Consider the following 16450-nt stretch of genomic DNA (forward strand, 5'->3'; position numbering starts at 1 on the left):
CCGGGATACTCACCTCCAGACCAAAGTCACCCAGCAGGGCCTTCCGGCCCATTCCTCCACCCGGGACAGGCCCGAGGGGACCCTCGATCTCGTGCACACCATTGCACGGAGTTCTTAGGGGAGTTCACCGTTCCTGACACAACCCGGGAGGCACCCTTCCGCCAGGATGCGGGCAACTGCTTCCGCCTCGGCACCGACGGCGACGGCGACGGCGACGGCGACGGCGACGGCCAAGAGGACCACTGCCCCGCCGACTCCCTCGAAGCCTTGCGTACCCTCATCACCGACATCAAGGCCGGCGAGGCCGACCACCTGCTGCAGGGCCCGCCACGCATCCCGCCACCAGTCGGTACCGTGTACAGCGACCGGCTGACGCGGCATCAGGACGACGCGGGCGCAACGCGTTGCGCCCGCAAGGAGACTCTGCGAGCAGGACCGTTGTGAGTTGATCGAGGAGATCGAGTCCGGTGGTATGAGCACGGTCCGGCGCGGCTACGACGCCGTCCTGGACCGGGAGATCGCGGTCGAGATCATCCGGGCCGACGTCGTCGCGTCGCCCGCGCAGGCGAAGGATTCCACCCGTCGCTTCACAGCCCCGCCTGGTCCTGCCCGGACCGCCGGGTCCCCAGCCGTCCCCCTGGGGCCGGAACGCATGCCGTCGTGACCGTCGTACCGGGTCGATGCCACAATGGCGTGCCATGTCTGCCACACCTGCCCTCAGGGACCAACGGCTCCGGCGCTGGGAGCAGCGCACCGGCGGCTGGCTCATCGGCCTCGCGCTGGTCTACCTCACGGCCTACGCGGTGCCGATCCTCGACCCGGGGCTGCCCCGCGCCTGGCGTGACGCCGCCGAAACCGTGACCTTCGCCATCTGGGCGCTGCTGGCCGCCGAGTTCGTTCTGCGCTTCGCCGTGGCCGGCAGCCGATGGCAGTTCCTCAAGGTACGGCTGTTCGACCTGGCGACCCTGGTCCTGCCGCCGCTGCGCCCCCTGCGACTGGTGACCCTCGTGTTCATGGTGGTACGCCGCAACGCCTCCACCCTGGGCCGGGTCCGGCTGCGTCTGGGCACCTACGTGGCGGCCTGCACGGCTCTGCTGCTGTTCCTCTCCAGCCTGACCATCCTCGATGTCGAGCGGCGCAACCCGGACGCCTCGATCACGGCGTTCGGTGACGCCCTGTGGTGGTCGCTGACCACGGTCACCACCGTCGGTTACGGCGACCTCTACCCCACGACGACCGAGGGGCGTCTGATCGCCGTCGCGCTGATGGTCGGCGGCATCGCGCTCGCGGGTCTCGTCACCGCGACCCTCGCGTCCTGGTTCATGGACCGGTTCTCCGAACTCCGCGCCAACGAGGCCCAGACGACCAGCGAGATCTCCGCCCTCACGGAAGAGGTCCGCCGCCTCCGCGAGGAACTGCACACCCAACGCCCCACCGCCCCGTCCGCTTCTGCGGAAGGGCCGCACACCGCTGGAGCGAACGGCCCCGGGACCACGTCCGGCGGCGCCCCCGGCCTGGACACCGGCACCGCGGACGGCACCCCCGGCGCGTCCGGGACCCGCGCCCCCTCCCGCCTCGCGTAGCCCGGCCGCGGAGGGCGAGGCACCCGGCCGCCACGCTCAGGCCGCCTGACAGGCCGCCCGCACAAGAGGAACGTCATGATCTTGATGGTCTTTCCGGCAGGCCAGGACTCGTTCCGGGGCCGCGCGGGCGTCCGGGCGTCCGGGCGTCCGGGCGTCCGGGCGTCCGGGCGTCCGGGCACGCAGGAGATCTTGTGACGTCCTGCTCCCCGTGGCCGGTGTTCTCCCAGCCCTGATCGCAGCTCTGGGGACTCTCCTCGGTGTCGCCGTGACGCACCTGTTCCAGCGCCGAGCGGCTGCACGCGACCAGATGGCCGCGTCCCGGCGGCAGCTCCGCAGTGAACGCATGACCGCGTACAGCGACTTCGCCGGAACAGTGGCCGTGTTCAGACAGGGCCGGGCCGCGGGGAAGCCCTGGACGCCTCCGGGCAGATCAAAGCCTCCGTCCCCGCCGGAGCGGTTCACGATCCGGCGGGGAACATTCCGGTGCCGCTCCGCGCTGACCGTATTGACCCGCCGGAGGTCCCGGACAGGACACCTGCCGGGCCCAGCGGACAGGACGACCGCCGGAGTTGCCGGGCCGGCCCGGCCGGCGCAAAGGAGTGTGAGACGGATGACGACGACAGGGCGCGACCTGGCCACCGCGGCCGGGACCCCCTCGCTCGTGACGGCCTGCGGGCGCAGGATCGCGGTGCGGTGCCTGCGGCTCGCGCCCGCGGACCGGCCCATCAGCAGGGTCACCCTGGACGTGGGCCAGGACCAGGGGGGCGGGCCGGGGACATGGGCGGCGCTCACCGCCGACGAGGCGCGTGACCTGGCCCGCCTGCTTCTCCTGCACGCCGGGCTCGCCGAGCGGGGCAACGGGCCCGTCGGGCCGCCGCAGCCGGGGGTTTCCTCCCTCTGACCTCGTCCGGGCGTTGCCTTCGAGGCTCGCGCCGCGGTGAGCACCGCTCTGCCGCGGGCGTGGCCCCGCGCCACGTGGCGCACCGACCCGGACGCCTCGGCTCCCTCGGCCCCCTCGGCCCCCTCGGCCCCCTCGGCCCCCTCGGCCAGGGGGTTGCCGCGACCGTGTGATCGTGCACCGGTCCGCTGCCGGCCACCCGACGCACGCCGCCAGATCCTGATCACTGCGGTGTGCCCGCCGCACAGCGCCGTGATGCCCTCGGGGCCGAAGGTCCCGAGGGCGGCGGCGAGGCCGGTAGATGTTCGGGTGCCGTGGGTGTCACGCTGATGTGCGCTGCCGCGTGTCGCGGATTCCGGGTGGGAACGGGGTGGATCGTGGTCGAGCCTGACAGGGGCTGGGTGACGTTGGGGGAGTGGGCCGCCCAGGTGGGGTACCGCCACGGCCACGTGGTGCGCGCGATGCCTCGCCACTACCCCGGCTTCCCGGCCCCGGGGCGCGCTCGACGCGGGATGGGCACCAAGGGAGGGGCGGGGCAGCGCGTGGTACGACCCGGTCGAGCGGGAACCGTTTCGTCCACGGCCAGCCGACCCGGTGGAGCCGAGGGAGGAGGACCTGGACCGTGAGGTGACGCTCGGAGGGCTCGCCAAGCCGATCGGGGTGGACGGCCGCAGGGTGACGCAGATCAAGGACGACCGCCCCGACACCCTTGCGAACACGGTGGACGGACGGCGGTGGTACCCGAGGGCACGGTTCCACGTACCTGACCTGCTGCTGATGTGGAACAGACGCCCGGGCCGTGGGGTTGCCCTCCCCGGTCGGGCATGGCCTTTCGTGCGGGCGGCAACCGGAGCCGGGGTGCCCTTCCCGTCGTCACGAGCCGTGACGGCCCAGGAGGACGAGTTCCCGGTTGAGTTCGGTGAGGAACCGGGTCACCGTCATCAGTTCGTCCTGGGTGAAGCGGACCCGGGCCGCTTCCGTACTCCGTGCCAGAGGGCGGAAGAAGGCGCCTGCGACGGCCCTGGCCGCCTGCTCGTAGTGCAGATGGACCACGCGGCGGTCCCCCGGGGCCCGTACACGGCGGATGTGGCCCGCCTTCTCCAGGCGGTCGACGCATGCCGTCACCGCGCCGGACGTGAGGTCGAGCTGGTCGCGCAGCCTGCCGGGCGTCATGGGGCCGTCGGCCGGGTCGGCGTCCAGGACGGCGACCAGCGCCTGCACGTCGGTGAGGTGCAGGCCCTGCGCCTGGGCGAACTCGTGGGCGATGCGGTTGAACTCGGAGTTCATCCGGCGCAGCAGGACCGCGAAGCTCTGCAGCCCCGTCGGGTCGTCCCCGGGAGGGGAGGGCGAGGTGCTATCGGTGCCGGACATGCGTTCAGTATATATTTGTTCAACCATTGAGATACTTGATGGTTGACTTACTTCTGCTCGTCCCGCTTCCGTTCCTTCCGTTCCTTCCGTTCCTATGCCACTTGGGGATTCAATGAGGACCACACCGATCTGGGGCCGGTGGCTGGTGCCGCTCGTTCTGCTGATCGTCTGGCTGGGTGTGGGCGGCACGCTCGGCCCCTACGCGGGCAAGCTGGGCGAGGTCGCCACCAACGACCAGGCCGCGTTCCTGCCGCAGAGCGCAGAGTCGACCAAGGTACTCGAAGAGGGCGACGCGTTCGAGCAGGCCGGGGCGTCGCGCGATGTACCCGCCGTCATCGTGTGGACGGCCGACGGGGGCGGCCGGGTGACGGGGGCCCAGCAGGAGGAGGCCACGCGGGCCGCCGGCGCTCTGGCCGGGCAGCCCGGGGTCGCCGGTTCGCCGTCGCCCGCTCTCGTCTCCGACGACGGGCAGGCCCTGCAGGCAGTCGTCCAACTGGAGCCGGGTCTCGACGAGGAACTGCCCGCCGTCCTGGACGAGATCCGGCAGGCGGCCGGGAACGTGCCGGGGACCACGGCGCAGATCGCGGGGCCGGCGGCAAGCCAGGCCGATCTGTCGGACGCGTTCGCGGGGGTCGACGGGCTGCTGCTGGGCGTGGCGCTCGCCGCCGTGCTGGTGATCCTGCTGCTCGTCTACCGGAGCGTCCTGCTGCCGTTCCTGATCATTCTCGGGTCCGTCTTCGCCCTCGGGCTCGCCTGCGCGGTCGTGTACGCGCTGGCCGACCGGGACGTCGTCCGGGTCGACGGCCAGGTGCAGGGCATTCTCTCCATCCTCGTCATCGGCGCCGCCACGGACTACGCGCTGCTGCTGACCGCCCGCTTCCGCGAGGAGATCACCCTGCGCGGGGACCGGGTCGAGGCCGCGGTCGCCGCGGTGCGCCGCTCGTTCGGGGCGATCACGGCCAGTGCCGCCACCGTGGCGCTCGGACTGCTGGCCCTGCTCGCCAGTGACCTCACCAACAACCGCGCTCTCGGGCCGGTCGGCGCGATCGGCATCGTGTGCGCCGTGCTCTCCACGCTCACCTTCCTGCCGGCCGTGCTGGCCCTGCTGGGGCGCAGCGCGTTCTGGCCCTCCCGCCCGAAGAAGGCCGGGAGCACGCCCTCCGCGGACGCCCCCGCGGAGGGGCACGGAGTGTGGCACCGGGTCGCCGCGGCCGTGGACCGGCGGCCGCGCGCCACCTGGGTGGTGACCGCCCTGGTGCTCGCCGTCTTCGCGGCCTTCTCCCCCACCCTGTCCTCCAAGGGCGTACCGTTCGAGGAGATCTTCGTCGGTGACGCCCCCTCGGTGACCGCCCAGGAGACACTCGGCGAGCACTTCCCCGGCGGCTCCGGCAACCCCGCCGTCATCATCGCCGACGCCGCCCGCGTCACCGAGGTGACGGCCGCGGCCGAGGAGACCGAGGGCGTCGCCTCGGCGGCCCCGGTCTCCGCCTCGGGGAGGCCCGGCGGCGAGCCGCTCGTCGCCGACGGCCGGGTCGAGATCGCCGCCACCCTCGAGGACGGCGCGGACAGCGACGCCGCCAAGGAGACCGTCGAGCGGCTCCGCGACAGCGTGCACGCCGTCTCCGGGGCCGACGCGCTGGTCGGCGGCTACACGGCGCAGCAGTACGACACCCAGGAGACCGCAGCCCGGGACCGTACGGTGATCGTGCCGATCGTGCTCGCCATCATCCTGCTGATCCTCGTCCTGCTGCTGCGCTCGCTGCTCGTACCGGTGCTGCTGGTGGCGACGGTCGGGCTCAACTTCCTGGCGACGCTCGGGGTGTCGGCGCTCGTCTTCGAGCATCTCCTCGGCTTCTCGGGCACGGACGCGTCGGTACCCCTGTACGGGTTCGTGTTCCTGGTCGCGCTGGGCGTCGACTACAACATCTTCCTGATGTCCCGGGTCCGGGAGGAGGCGCTCGCGCACGGCAGCCGGCAGGGCGTGCTGCGCGGGCTCACCACGACCGGCGGGGTCATCACCTCGGCGGGGGTCGTCCTCGCGGCGACGTTCGCGGCCCTGATGGTGATTCCCCTGGCCTTCCTGGTCCAGATCGCGTTCATCGTGGCCTTCGGCGTCCTGCTCGACACCCTCGTCGTCCGCTCGCTCCTGGTGCCCGCGCTCGTGATCGACATCGGCCCCCGGGCATGGTGGCCCAGCGCCCTGGCCCGCGGGAGCGACGCGGATGCCGGTGCCGGCTCCGGCTCCCCTTCCGGTTCCCGGTCCGTCTGAACGGGCACGTCCACCGCGCTGCCGCCATGATCGGAGGAGAGGAAGCAACCCCGGAGCGAGTGGGCACGTGGGCGGACGAGCGCGGAGGAGACGGACGTGGGTACCGAGACGGACGCGGGCGAGGGCTCGGGCGGGCAGTGGGACGAGGGCGGCACCGAGCGGCTGCACTGCCTGGTCACCGGCGCCTCCGGATACATCGGCGGGCGCCTGGTACCGGAGCTGCTGCGGGCCGGCCACCGGGTCCGGTGCCTCGCCCGCTCCCCCGGCAAACTCCGCGACCATCCCTGGGCGGGTGACGTCGAGGCGGTCCGGGGCGACGTCACCGACCCCGGTTCGGTCGCCGCGGCCATGCGCGGGATCGACGTCGCCTACTACCTGGTGCACGCCCTCGGGGCCGGTCCCGGCTTCGAGGAGACCGACCGGCGGTCCGCCCGGACCTTCGCCGAGCAGGCCCGTGCCGCCGGCGTACGGCGCATCGTCTACCTGGGCGGGCTGACCCCGCGCGACGTCCCGGAAGAGTCCCTGTCCCCGCATCTGCGCTCCCGCGCCGAGGTGGGACGGATCTTCCTCGACGGGCCGGTGCCCGCCACCGTGCTGCGGGCCGCGGTGGTCATCGGTTCGGGGTCGGCGTCGTTCGAGATGCTGCGCTACCTGACCGAACGGCTGCCGGTCATGGTCACCCCCAGCTGGGTGCACACCCGGATCCAGCCGATCGGGGTACGCGACGTGCTGCGGTACCTGGTGGGCTCGGCCCGCATGCCCGCCGACGTCGACCGGGCGTTCGACATCGGCGGGCCGGACGTCCTCACCTACCGCGAGATGATGCGGCGGTACGCCGTCATCGCCGGACTGCGGCGGCGGCTCGTCGTGTCGGTGCCGGTGCTCACCCCGAGCCTGTCCAGCCACTGGATCGGGCTCATCACCCCCGTACCCGCCTCCCTGGCACGGCCGCTGACGGAGTCGCTGCGCCACGAGGTCGTCTGCCACGAGCACGACATCGCCCCCTACGTGCCCGACACACCGGACAGCCCGCTGTCGTTCGACGAGTCACTGGCGCTCGCGCTGCGGAGGGTGCGGGAGGCGCAGGTCGCCACGCGCTGGTCGTCCGCGAGCCTGCCGGGGGCGCCCAGCGATCCGCTGCCCACCGACCCCGACTGGGCCGGCGGAAGTCTCTACCGCGACGAGCGCGAGGTGCGCGTCGAGGCGTCCGTGGAGTCGCTCTGGAAGGTGATCGAGGGCATCGGCGGGGACAACGGCTGGTACTCCTTCCCGCTGGCCTGGGCGGTGCGGGGCTGGCTGGACCGGTTCGTCGGCGGGGTGGGCCTGCGGCGCGGGCGGCGTGACGCCGAACGGCTGCGGGTCGGTGACTCGCTGGACTTCTGGCGGGTCGAGGAGATCGAGCCCGGCCGGCTGCTGCGGCTGCGGGCGGAGATGCGGCTGCCGGGTCTCGCCTGGCTGGAGATGTACGCCGGCACGGACGACGAGGGCCGCACTCTCTACCGGCAACGCGCCCTGTTCCACCCGCGCGGGCTGCCGGGCCACGCCTACTGGTGGTCCGTCGCCCCGCTCCACTCCGTCGTGTTCGAGGGCATGGCCCGCAACATCACCCAGGCCGCCACGAAGGGCATGAGCGCACACGAGGCCGATGCGCGCGGGGGCCGCGGCGAAAGCCACGGGCCCGCACGGCGTGCCCGCCGCCCGCGCCGCGGGTGACGAGTCCGGCGTGACGTGCCCGGCGGTGACGTGCCCGGCGGTGACGTGCCCGGCGGTGACGTGCCCGGCGGTGACGTGCCCGGCTCCGCATCCGCGGGCCGGGAACAGCCCGAAGAGACGGCGGGAAAGCAAGCAAGGCCTCATGCACGGCGAGGAGTGGCCCCATGACCGTCGCGGTCGTCCTGTTCACCTCGGATCTGCGTCTGCACGACCATCCGCCGCTGCGCGCCGCGCTCGCCGCGGCCGACGAGGTGGTGCCGCTCTTCGTACGCGATACCGGCATCCACGCGGCCGGCTTCGACGCGCCGAACCGTGCCGCCTTCCTCGGCGACTGCCTGCGGGATCTCGACGCCTCGCTGCGCCGGCGCGGCGGCCGGCTCGTCGTGCGTACGGGGCCGGGTGTCCGGGAGGCCTGCGCGGTCGCCGCGGAGTGCGGGGCCACGGAGGTCCACATGGCGGCGGGCGTCAGCGGCTACGCCCAGCGGCGTGAGGAGCGGCTGCGGGAGGAACTCGAGCGGCGTGGGGTGGCGCTGCAGGTGCACGACGCCGTGATCACCGCCCTCGCCGCCGGGGCGGTGACGCCCGCCGGGTCCGACCACTACGCCGTGTTCACCCCCTACTTCCGCCGCTGGTCGCAGGAGCAGCTGCGGGAGACCTGCCCGGCGCCGCGCACCGTGCGGGTCCCCGACGCGGTGCGCGGCGAGCCGCTGCCCTCCCGTGACGGCCTGTCCGGCCTCTCGCCCGGCCTCCCGGACGGAGGCGAGTCGGCGGGGCGCGAACGGTTCGCCCGGTGGGCCCGGTCCCGGATGTCCGGGTACCAGGAACGGCACGACGACCTGGCGGGCGACGCGACCTCCCGGCTCTCGGCCTACCTCCACTTCGGGGCCCTCTCGCCGGTGGAACTCGTCCACCGGGCCCGGTCACGGGGCGGGGCCGGGGCGGAGGCGTTCGTGCGCCAGTTGTGCTGGCGCGACTTCCACCACCAGGTGCTGGCGGCACGGCCCGAGGCGTCCGAACGCGACTACCGCCCCCGGCACGACCGGTGGCGGACCGGGGACGAGGCGGCCGAGGACATCGCCGCGTGGCGGGAGGGCCGTACCGGCTATCCGGTCGTCGACGCGGCGATGCGCCAGCTGCTCCACGAGGGATGGATGCACAACCGCGCACGGCTGCTGGCGGCGAGCTTCCTGACCAAGACGCTGTACGTGGACTGGCGGGTCGGCGCCCGGCACTTCCTGGACCTGCTCGTGGACGGCGACCTCGTCAACAACCAGCTCAACTGGCAGTGGGTCGCCGGGACCGGCACCGACACCCGCCCGAACCGGGTCCTCAACCCCGTGCGCCAGGGCAGGCGTTACGACCCGAGCGGCATCTACGTACGGCGCTGGGTGCCCGAGTTGGCGGACGTGGACGACCGGTACGTGCACGAGCCCTGGCGGCTGCCGGAGGACCGGCGCGCCCGCCTCGGCTATCCCGGACCGCTGATCGGCCTCGCCGACGGCCAGGCCCGCTTCGCCCACGCCCGCGGCCTCGGCGGCACCTGAGCCCGGGGGAGCGGGCGCCGGATCCCGGACCCCGGGCGCCGGATCCCGGACCCCGGGCGCCGGATCCCGGATTCCGGGGTGAGGACTCGGAAACGAGGCATTCACGCGCGGAGGGCTCCTGGGAAACAAGGGGTTTCTAGCGTCTGCGGGCATGGATTCAACGGTGTATACGCGGCCGGACGCGGTCCCGGCCGATCCTGCCGGACCGCTCACCCTCGTGGCCCCGGTGGCCCCGGGCGTGACGCCGCCCGCGGGTTCGCTGCGTGACCGGGTGTACGCGGAGTTGCGGGCCGCCGTGCTCGACGGCGGGTTCGGCACACGCGAGCGGCTGAGCGACGTACGGCTGGCCGCGCGCTTCGGGGTGTCGCGGACGCCCGTGCGGGAGGCGCTGGCGCGGCTGCTGGCGGACGGGCTGATCGAGCGGGGGGACGGCGGTTTCCACGTCACGGTCCTCGGACTCGCCCAGCTGAAGGATCTCTACGAACTCCGGGTCACCCTGGAGCTGCGCGGTATCGCCCGGGCGATCGAGGACCCCTCCGTGCGGCACGATCCGGCGGTCCTCGGCGCCGAGCTGGAGCGCTGGTACGCGATGCGGGAGCGGTCGCCGGCGCCGGATCCGCGTTTCGTGGTGCAGGACGAGCGGTTCCACGCCGAGCTGTCCCGCGCCTCGGGCAATCCGGCACTCACGGACGCACTCGTGGCGGTCGGCGAGCGCATCCGCCGGGTGCGCAGGTACGACTTCCTGACCGAGGACCGGGTGCGGACGACCGTCGCCGAGCACATCGAGATCATGGAGCTCGTCCGCGACGGACGGCTCGACGAGGCCTACCGCGCCCTGCACGCCCACGTCGGCGACTCGATGGACGTGGTGCTGGAACGCGCCCGGCGTGCCATGACGCAGAGGGCGCTGCACGCCGACGACCACCCCTGAGTCCCCGTCGGGCCAGGGGCCCCGACCTCCCTCTCCGCCGTCGCGCCCCCGGTCGCCCTCCGCCTGGCCGGCCTCACCGCCCTCGCGCCACGCACCGCCGCAGCCCTCGCCCCGCGCTCCCCGCCCGTCACCCCCCACCGCCCTCCTCCGCCCGGCACGCCGCCCCGACGCCCGCCCCAGCGTCTCCGCCCCTCACCTCCCGACGTCCACCGCCGTCCCCCACCCGGCCCCGCACCCGACCCGCCACCCCACCACTTGCCACCCCTCGCCCGGCCCTCACCCCACCACTTGCCACCGTCGTCTCCGCCCCGCGCCGTCTCGCCTGCCCCGGGAGCGGCCGTCCCGCCCCGAACCGTCCCGCCCCGCCCGTTCCGGAGGAGCTGCCGTCATGTTCGACACCCTGCTCGTCGCCAACCGCGGAGAGATCGCCTGCCGCATCATCCGCAGCGCCCACGCGCTCGGGCTGCGCACCGTCGCGGTGTACTCGGACGCCGACGGCGCCGCCCCGCACGTCCGGATGGCCGACGAGGCCGTACGGCTGGGCCCGGCGCCCGCCGCCGAGAGCTATCTGCGGGCGGATCTGCTGCTGGAGGCGGCGCTGGCCACCGGCGCGGGGGCGGTCCACCCCGGGTACGGCTTCCTGTCGGAGAGCGCCGCCTTCGCCACCGCCGTGGAGGAGGCCGGCCTGGTCTTCGTCGGCCCCACCCCGTCCCAGCTGGAGGTCTTCGGTGCCAAGCACACCGCCCGGACCGCCGCACGGGCGGCCGGGGTGCCGCTGCTGCCAGGCAGCGGACTGCTCGCCGACGAGGACGAGGCGCTGCGCGCGGCGGAGGAGACCGGCTACCCGGTGATGCTCAAGGCGACGGGCGGCGGGGGCGGCATCGGCATGCGGGTGTGCGCCGGACCGGAGGCACTGCGGGAGGCGTTCGGCCGGGTGACGCGGCTCGCCCGGAGCAGTTTCGGGGACGGCGGGGTCTACCTGGAGCGGTACGTCGACCGCGCCCGCCATGTGGAGGTGCAGGTCTTCGGCGACGGGGCCGGAGGGGTGGTCGTCCTCGGTGACCGCGACTGCTCGCTCCAGCGCCGCAACCAGAAGGTGCTGGAGGAGGCCCCGGCACCCGGTCTGCCGCAGCGGCTGCGCTCCCGACTGCACAGCGCCGCACGGGACTTGTGTGCCTCCGTCGGCTACCGCTCCGCCGGCACCGTCGAGTTCGTGTACGACGCCGAGCGCGAGGAGGCGTACTTCCTGGAGGTCAACACCCGGCTCCAGGTGGAACATCCGGTCACCGAGGAGATCACCGGCGTCGATCTCGTCGCCTGGATGCTGCGCCTGGCCCGCGGCGAGTCCGGCTTCCCGGCCTCCGCTCCCCTCGGCGCAGTCGAGAACTCCAACGGCTCCAGGGGTCCCGAGGGCTCGGGCACTCGCCACGCCCACGCGGTGGAGGCACGCATCTACGCCGAGGACCCGTCCCGCGACCACCGCCCCAGCTCCGGGCTGCTGACCCGCGTCCGCTTCCCCGACGGCGTGCGCGTGGACGGCTGGGCGGAGACCGGGCAGCAGGTGTCCACCGCGTACGACCCGATGCTCGCCAAGGTCGTCGCGACCGGCCGCGACCGCGCGGAGGCGTTCGCCCGGCTCGCGGCGGCCCTGGACGCGACCCGCGTCGACGGTGTGGAGACCAACCTCGGCCTGCTGCGCGCCGCGTGCCGGACGAAGGACGTGCTGGAGGTGCGGCACACCACGGCCACACTCGCCAAGATCGTCGACCCGCGTCCGCGCGTCGACGTCGTACGCGGCGGCACGCAGACCACCGTGCAGGACTGGCCCGGCCGCACCGGCTACTGGGAGGTGGGCGTCCCTCCCGGCGGTCCGATGGACGACCTCTCCTTCCGGCTCGGCAACACCGCCGTCGGCAACCCTGTGGGAGCACCGGGCCTGGAGTGCACGCTCGAGGGTCCGGCGCTGCGGTTCTCGCACCCGGCGGTCGTCTGCGTCACGGGCGCCCCGGCCGAGGTCACCGTCGACGGACGGCCCGCCGCCCAGTGGCAGCCGGTCGAGCTGGCCGCCGGGCAACTGCTGGACGTGGGCACGCCGGAGGGCCCCGGCATGCGGACATACGTACTGGTCCGCGGGGGCCTCGACATACCCGGCCACCTCGGCAGCGCGGCCACCTTCACCCCGGGCGGGTTCGGCGGGCACGCCGGCCGTGCCCTGCGCACCGGGGACGTGCTGCATCCGGCCGTTCCCGCCGACGGCGCTCCGACGCCCGCGCCCGTCCCCGTGCCGGACCGCCCGCGCTTCACCGCCCACTGGCGGCTCGCGGTGAGCGAAGGCCCGCACCCCGCACCGGACTTCCTCACCCGCGACGGCCTGAGGACGGTGTACTCCTCCGACTGGAAGGTGTCCGCCCAGTCCGCCCGCACCGGTGTCCGGCTCATCGGACCACGCCCCGAGTGGGCCCGCCCGGACGGCGGCGAGGCGGGGCTGCACCCCTCCAACGTCCACGACACCGCGTACTCGGTCGGCGCGGTCAACCTCACCGGCGACATCCCGGCGATCCTCGGCCCGGACGGGCCCAGCCTCGGCGGCTTCGCCTGCCCGGTCACCGTCGTGCGCGGCGAACGCTGGAAAACCGGGCAGCTGCGCCCCGGCGACACCGTACGGTTCGTGCCGGTCACGGAGGCCGTCGCCGACGGTCTGCGCCGTACGCCCACCCTGCTCACGGCGGCGGGCGGCCCGGACGGCGACGACGGCGTCCTCGCCCGCCGCCCGGCCACCGACGACACCCCCGAGGTCACCTACCGGCGCGGCGCGGACGACAACATCCTCGTCGAGTACGGCCCGATGACCCTCGACCTGGCCCTGCGCATGCGGGTCCACACCCTCGCCCGGCACCTGGCCGCCCTCGCTCCGCGGGGCCTGGTGGACTCCACGCCCGGGGTCCGTTCCCTGCACCTGCACACCGACCCCGACGTGCTGCCCCTGCGCACGCTGCTCGCGATCCTCCGGGAGGCGGAGGACGAGCTGCCCGCGACCGCCGGACTGACCGTGCCCAGCAGGGAGGTGCACCTCCCGATGTCCTGGGACGACCCCACGGTCGACGAGGCCGTCTCCCGCTACGGGGCGTCCATCCGGGACGACGCGCCGTGGAACCCGTCCAACATCGACTTCATCCGCCGCATCAACGGCCTGGACAGCGTGGAGGACGTGCGCCGGACGGTCTTCGACGCCGAGTACCTGGTGCTCGGGCTCGGTGACGTGTACCTGGGCGCCCCTGCCGCGACCCCGCTCGACCCGCGGCACCGGCTGGTCACCACCAAGTACAACCCGGCCCGCACCTGGACCGCCGAGGCCGGTGTCGGGATCGGCGGCGCCTATCTGTGCATCTACGGGATGGAGAGCCCCGGCGGCTACCAGCTGATCGGCCGGACCGTGCCCATCTGGGGCGGGCTGCGGCCACCGCGCTCCTTCGCCGACGGCACACCGTGGCTGCTGCGGTTCTTCGACCGCATCGTCTGGCACCCCGTCGAGGCCGACGAGCTCCTCGGCATCCGGGCCGACCTGGCCGCCGGCCGCACCGGCCTCGACATCCGGCCCGGCACCTTCTCGCTCGCCGCGCACGAGGCGTTCCTGCGCGACAACGCCGCCGGCATCGCCGCGTTCCGCAGCCGTCAGGCCGCCGCCTTCGAGGCGGAGCGGCAGGCGTGGGAGGCGGCGGGCGAGTTCGCCGACCGCCCGCTGCCCGGGCCGGGCGCCGACACCGCCCCGGTGGCCCTTCCGCCGGGCGGGAGCCTGGTGGAGGCGCCGCTCAGCTCCACCGTGTGGAAGGTCGAGGCGGGGCCCGGCACCACCGTGGAACCCGGCCAGCCCCTGCTCGTCCTGGAGGCCATGAAGATGGAGGTGGTGATCCGGGCGCCCGGACACGGCATCGTGACCGACGTCCTCGTCTCCGCCGGACAGCACATCGACGCCGGTGCCCCGCTGGCCGTCGTCGTACGAGAGGAAGCAGCATGACCCTCACCCCGTCCCCGAGCTGCGTGGAACGCGTCGCCGCCGCGTACCGGCGCATCACCGAGACCGACCGCCCGGAGATCTGGATCACCCTGCGGGACGAACAGGACGTCGTGGCCGAGGCGCGGGCCCTCGACACGCGCGTGGCGGCGGGTTCCCCGGGCACACCGCTGCCGCTGGCGGGCGTTCTGGTGGCGGTCAAGGACAACATCGACGTCGCCGGACTGCCCACCACGGCCGGCTGTCCCGCGTACGCGTACACGCCGGACGTCTCCGCGCCCGCCGTGCGACGGCTGGTGGAGGCGGGGGCGATCGTGCTGGGCAAGACGAACCTGGACCAGTTCGCCACCGGCCTCGTCGGCACCCGCAGCCCGTACGGCGCGGTCCGCGGGGCGCTGCGCCCCGGGAAGGTCTCCGGCGGTTCCAGTTCCGGCTCGGCGGTCGCGGTCGCGCTGGGCATCGCCGACCTCGCGCTCGGCACCGACACCGCGGGGTCCGGCCGGGTACCCGCCGCCTTCAACGGCATCGTCGGCATCAAGCCCACCCTGGGCCTGGTCCCCGCCGCGGGGGTGGTCCCGGCCGCGCGGTCCTACGACGCGGTCACCGTGTTCGCCCGCACGCTCACCCAGGCGCAGCGGGCCGTGGCCCGCATGGCCGGCCCCGACGCCGGCGACCCGCGCGGCCGCGACTGGCCGGACGACGTGCGCCTGGCCGCGCCCGAACACCCGCGCGTCGCGGTGCCCCGGGACGAGGACCTGGCCCCGCTCTCACCGGCGGCCCGGGCCGCGTTCCGCGGCGCCGTCGAACGGCTGGAGGCGGCCGGGGCCGAGACCGCCGTCCTCGACGTCTCCCCGCTGCTGCGGGCCGCGCGCCTGCTGTACGACGGCGCCCTGGTCGCCGAACGGTACGCGGCCGTCGGCGAGTTCATCGCGCGGGACCCCTCGGCGGCGGACCCGACGGTGGCCGCGATCATCCTGGCCGCCGCCGGGATTCCCGCCCACGCGCTGGCGGCGGACCAGGAGCGGCTGGACCGGCACAAGGCGGAGGCCTCACGGCTGCTGGCCGGTTTCGACGCCCTGCTCCTGCCGACCACGACCGAACACCCCGACATCGCCGAGGTCCTCGCCGACCCGGTCGGCGTGAACAAGCGGCTGGGGACCTACACCAACTTCGTCAACCTGCTGGACATGGCCGCCGTGGCCGTTCCGGCCGGGGAGGCGGACGGCGGTCCGTTCGGCGTCAGTGTCATCACGCGTGCCTTCGAGGACCAGCCGGCGCTCGACATCGCGGCCCTGCTGACCGGGGAGCAGGAGCCCGCTCCGCTGCCGGGTACGGGAGTCGGGCTCGCCGTGTTCGGCGCCCACCTGCGCGGCCAGCCCCTCAACCACCAGCTCACGGGCGCGGGCGCGCGGTTCGGGGGCGAGGTCGTCACCGCGCCGCACTACCGGCTCGCCGCGCTGGACACCGTCCCCGCCAAGCCCGGCCTGGTCCGGGTCGCTCCGGGGTCCGGGGCCGGGATCACCGGGGAGCTCTGGACCCTCTCCCCCGCCGCCCTCGGGCGTTTCCTCGCCGCGCTGCCCGCGCCCATGTCCCTCGGGCGCGTCGAACTCGGCGACGGGACGTGGGTCCTCGGCTTCCAGTGCGACCCGGAGTCGGCCGCGGCCGGCACCGACATCACCCGTCTCGGCGGCTGGCGGGCCCATTTGGCGGCCGGGGCGTCCTGACCCGGGCTGCCCCGCCCTGCCTCGTTCCCTGCCTGTCCTTACCTGTCCCCTTACCTGTCCTTACCTGTCCTGCCCTTACCTGTCCTGCCCTGCCCTGTCCTGTCCTGTCCTGTCCTTGCCCTGTCCTCGGCCTGATCCGCCCGGCCGGCGGGCGCCGGCCCCGGGGCCCTGGGATTCGCCCCGAGACCCTCGGGGCCGTCGTGTCCTCGTGGACACGTTCCTGGCCGTGCTGCCGTCGGGCATCGCCTTCCCGGTCCTCCGGCGCTCGTTCCTCCGCGGGCTGACGTCGGGGACGGTCAGGGAGAAGGGAGAAGGGAGAAGGCTTGCGGAGGATCCGGGTGTGGCATCGGTGTTCTCCTGGGAGGAGTTGCCGAAGGACGCTTCGCGTACTGCCGCGGCGCACCT

11 protein-coding genes are annotated in these 16450 nt (G+C 74.1%); 10 read left to right on the forward strand and 1 reads right to left on the reverse strand.

The features are described 5' to 3' along the window. The first annotated feature begins 267 nt into the window (after positions 1-267). From HUV60_RS33880 to HUV60_RS10090, 4 genes are all read left to right on the forward strand, one after another. A complete protein-coding gene (locus HUV60_RS33880; RefSeq protein WP_443047254.1) occupies positions 268-444 on the forward strand; it encodes a hypothetical protein in 177 nt (58 codons plus the stop codon). 1 nt (position 445) lies between these two features. After that, on the forward strand, positions 446-664 hold the full coding sequence (locus tag HUV60_RS10080; RefSeq protein WP_257847747.1) for a hypothetical protein: 219 nt from the start codon (positions 446-448) through the stop codon (positions 662-664). Positions 665-698: 34 nt separating this feature from the next. Then, positions 699-1583 (forward strand): potassium channel family protein, encoded by an 885-nt coding sequence (locus tag HUV60_RS10085; protein WP_269441165.1) that lies wholly within the window; start codon positions 699-701, stop codon positions 1581-1583. Between the two features lie 610 nt (positions 1584-2193). Further along, on the forward strand, positions 2194-2484 hold the full coding sequence (locus HUV60_RS10090) for a hypothetical protein (protein WP_042167420.1): 291 nt from the start codon (positions 2194-2196) through the stop codon (positions 2482-2484). A gap of 870 nt (positions 2485-3354) precedes the next feature. Here the strand turns inward: HUV60_RS10090 and HUV60_RS10095 are convergent. After that, positions 3355-3852 (reverse strand): MarR family winged helix-turn-helix transcriptional regulator, encoded by a 498-nt coding sequence (locus HUV60_RS10095; protein ID WP_062189508.1) that lies wholly within the window; start codon positions 3850-3852, stop codon positions 3355-3357. Positions 3853-3964: 112 nt separating this feature from the next. On the opposite strand from HUV60_RS10095, the gene HUV60_RS10100 reads away from it, so the two are divergent. The 6 genes from HUV60_RS10100 (at position 3965) to atzF (ending at position 16045) form a co-directional block, all read left to right on the forward strand. Next, on the forward strand, positions 3965-6121 hold the full coding sequence (locus HUV60_RS10100) for an MMPL family transporter (RefSeq protein WP_042167415.1): 2157 nt from the start codon (positions 3965-3967) through the stop codon (positions 6119-6121). A 96-nt stretch (positions 6122-6217) separates the two neighbouring features. Then, the gene (locus tag HUV60_RS10105) at positions 6218-7834 is read left to right on the forward strand and encodes an SDR family oxidoreductase (protein WP_443047255.1); all 1617 of its coding nucleotides are present in this window, start codon (positions 6218-6220) and stop codon (positions 7832-7834) included. A 164-nt stretch (positions 7835-7998) separates the two neighbouring features. Beyond that, positions 7999-9378: a cryptochrome/photolyase family protein gene (locus HUV60_RS10110; RefSeq protein ID WP_257847746.1), complete on the forward strand. Its 1380-nt coding sequence runs from the start codon at positions 7999-8001 to the stop codon at positions 9376-9378. A gap of 163 nt (positions 9379-9541) precedes the next feature. Further along, positions 9542-10309 (forward strand): GntR family transcriptional regulator, encoded by a 768-nt coding sequence (locus HUV60_RS10115; RefSeq protein ID WP_257847745.1) that lies wholly within the window; start codon positions 9542-9544, stop codon positions 10307-10309. A 388-nt stretch (positions 10310-10697) separates the two neighbouring features. After that, on the forward strand, positions 10698-14324 hold the full coding sequence (gene uca, locus HUV60_RS10120; RefSeq protein ID WP_257847744.1) for an urea carboxylase: 3627 nt from the start codon (positions 10698-10700) through the stop codon (positions 14322-14324). Next, on the forward strand, positions 14321-16045 hold the full coding sequence (gene atzF / locus HUV60_RS10125; protein WP_257847743.1) for an allophanate hydrolase: 1725 nt from the start codon (positions 14321-14323) through the stop codon (positions 16043-16045). Before uca ends, atzF begins: the two co-directional genes overlap by 4 nt. Positions 16046-16450 lie beyond the last annotated feature (405 nt).

The sequence above is a fragment of the Streptomyces sp. KMM 9044 genome, from assembly GCF_024701375.2.
Taxonomy (GTDB): domain Bacteria; phylum Actinomycetota; class Actinomycetes; order Streptomycetales; family Streptomycetaceae; genus Streptomyces.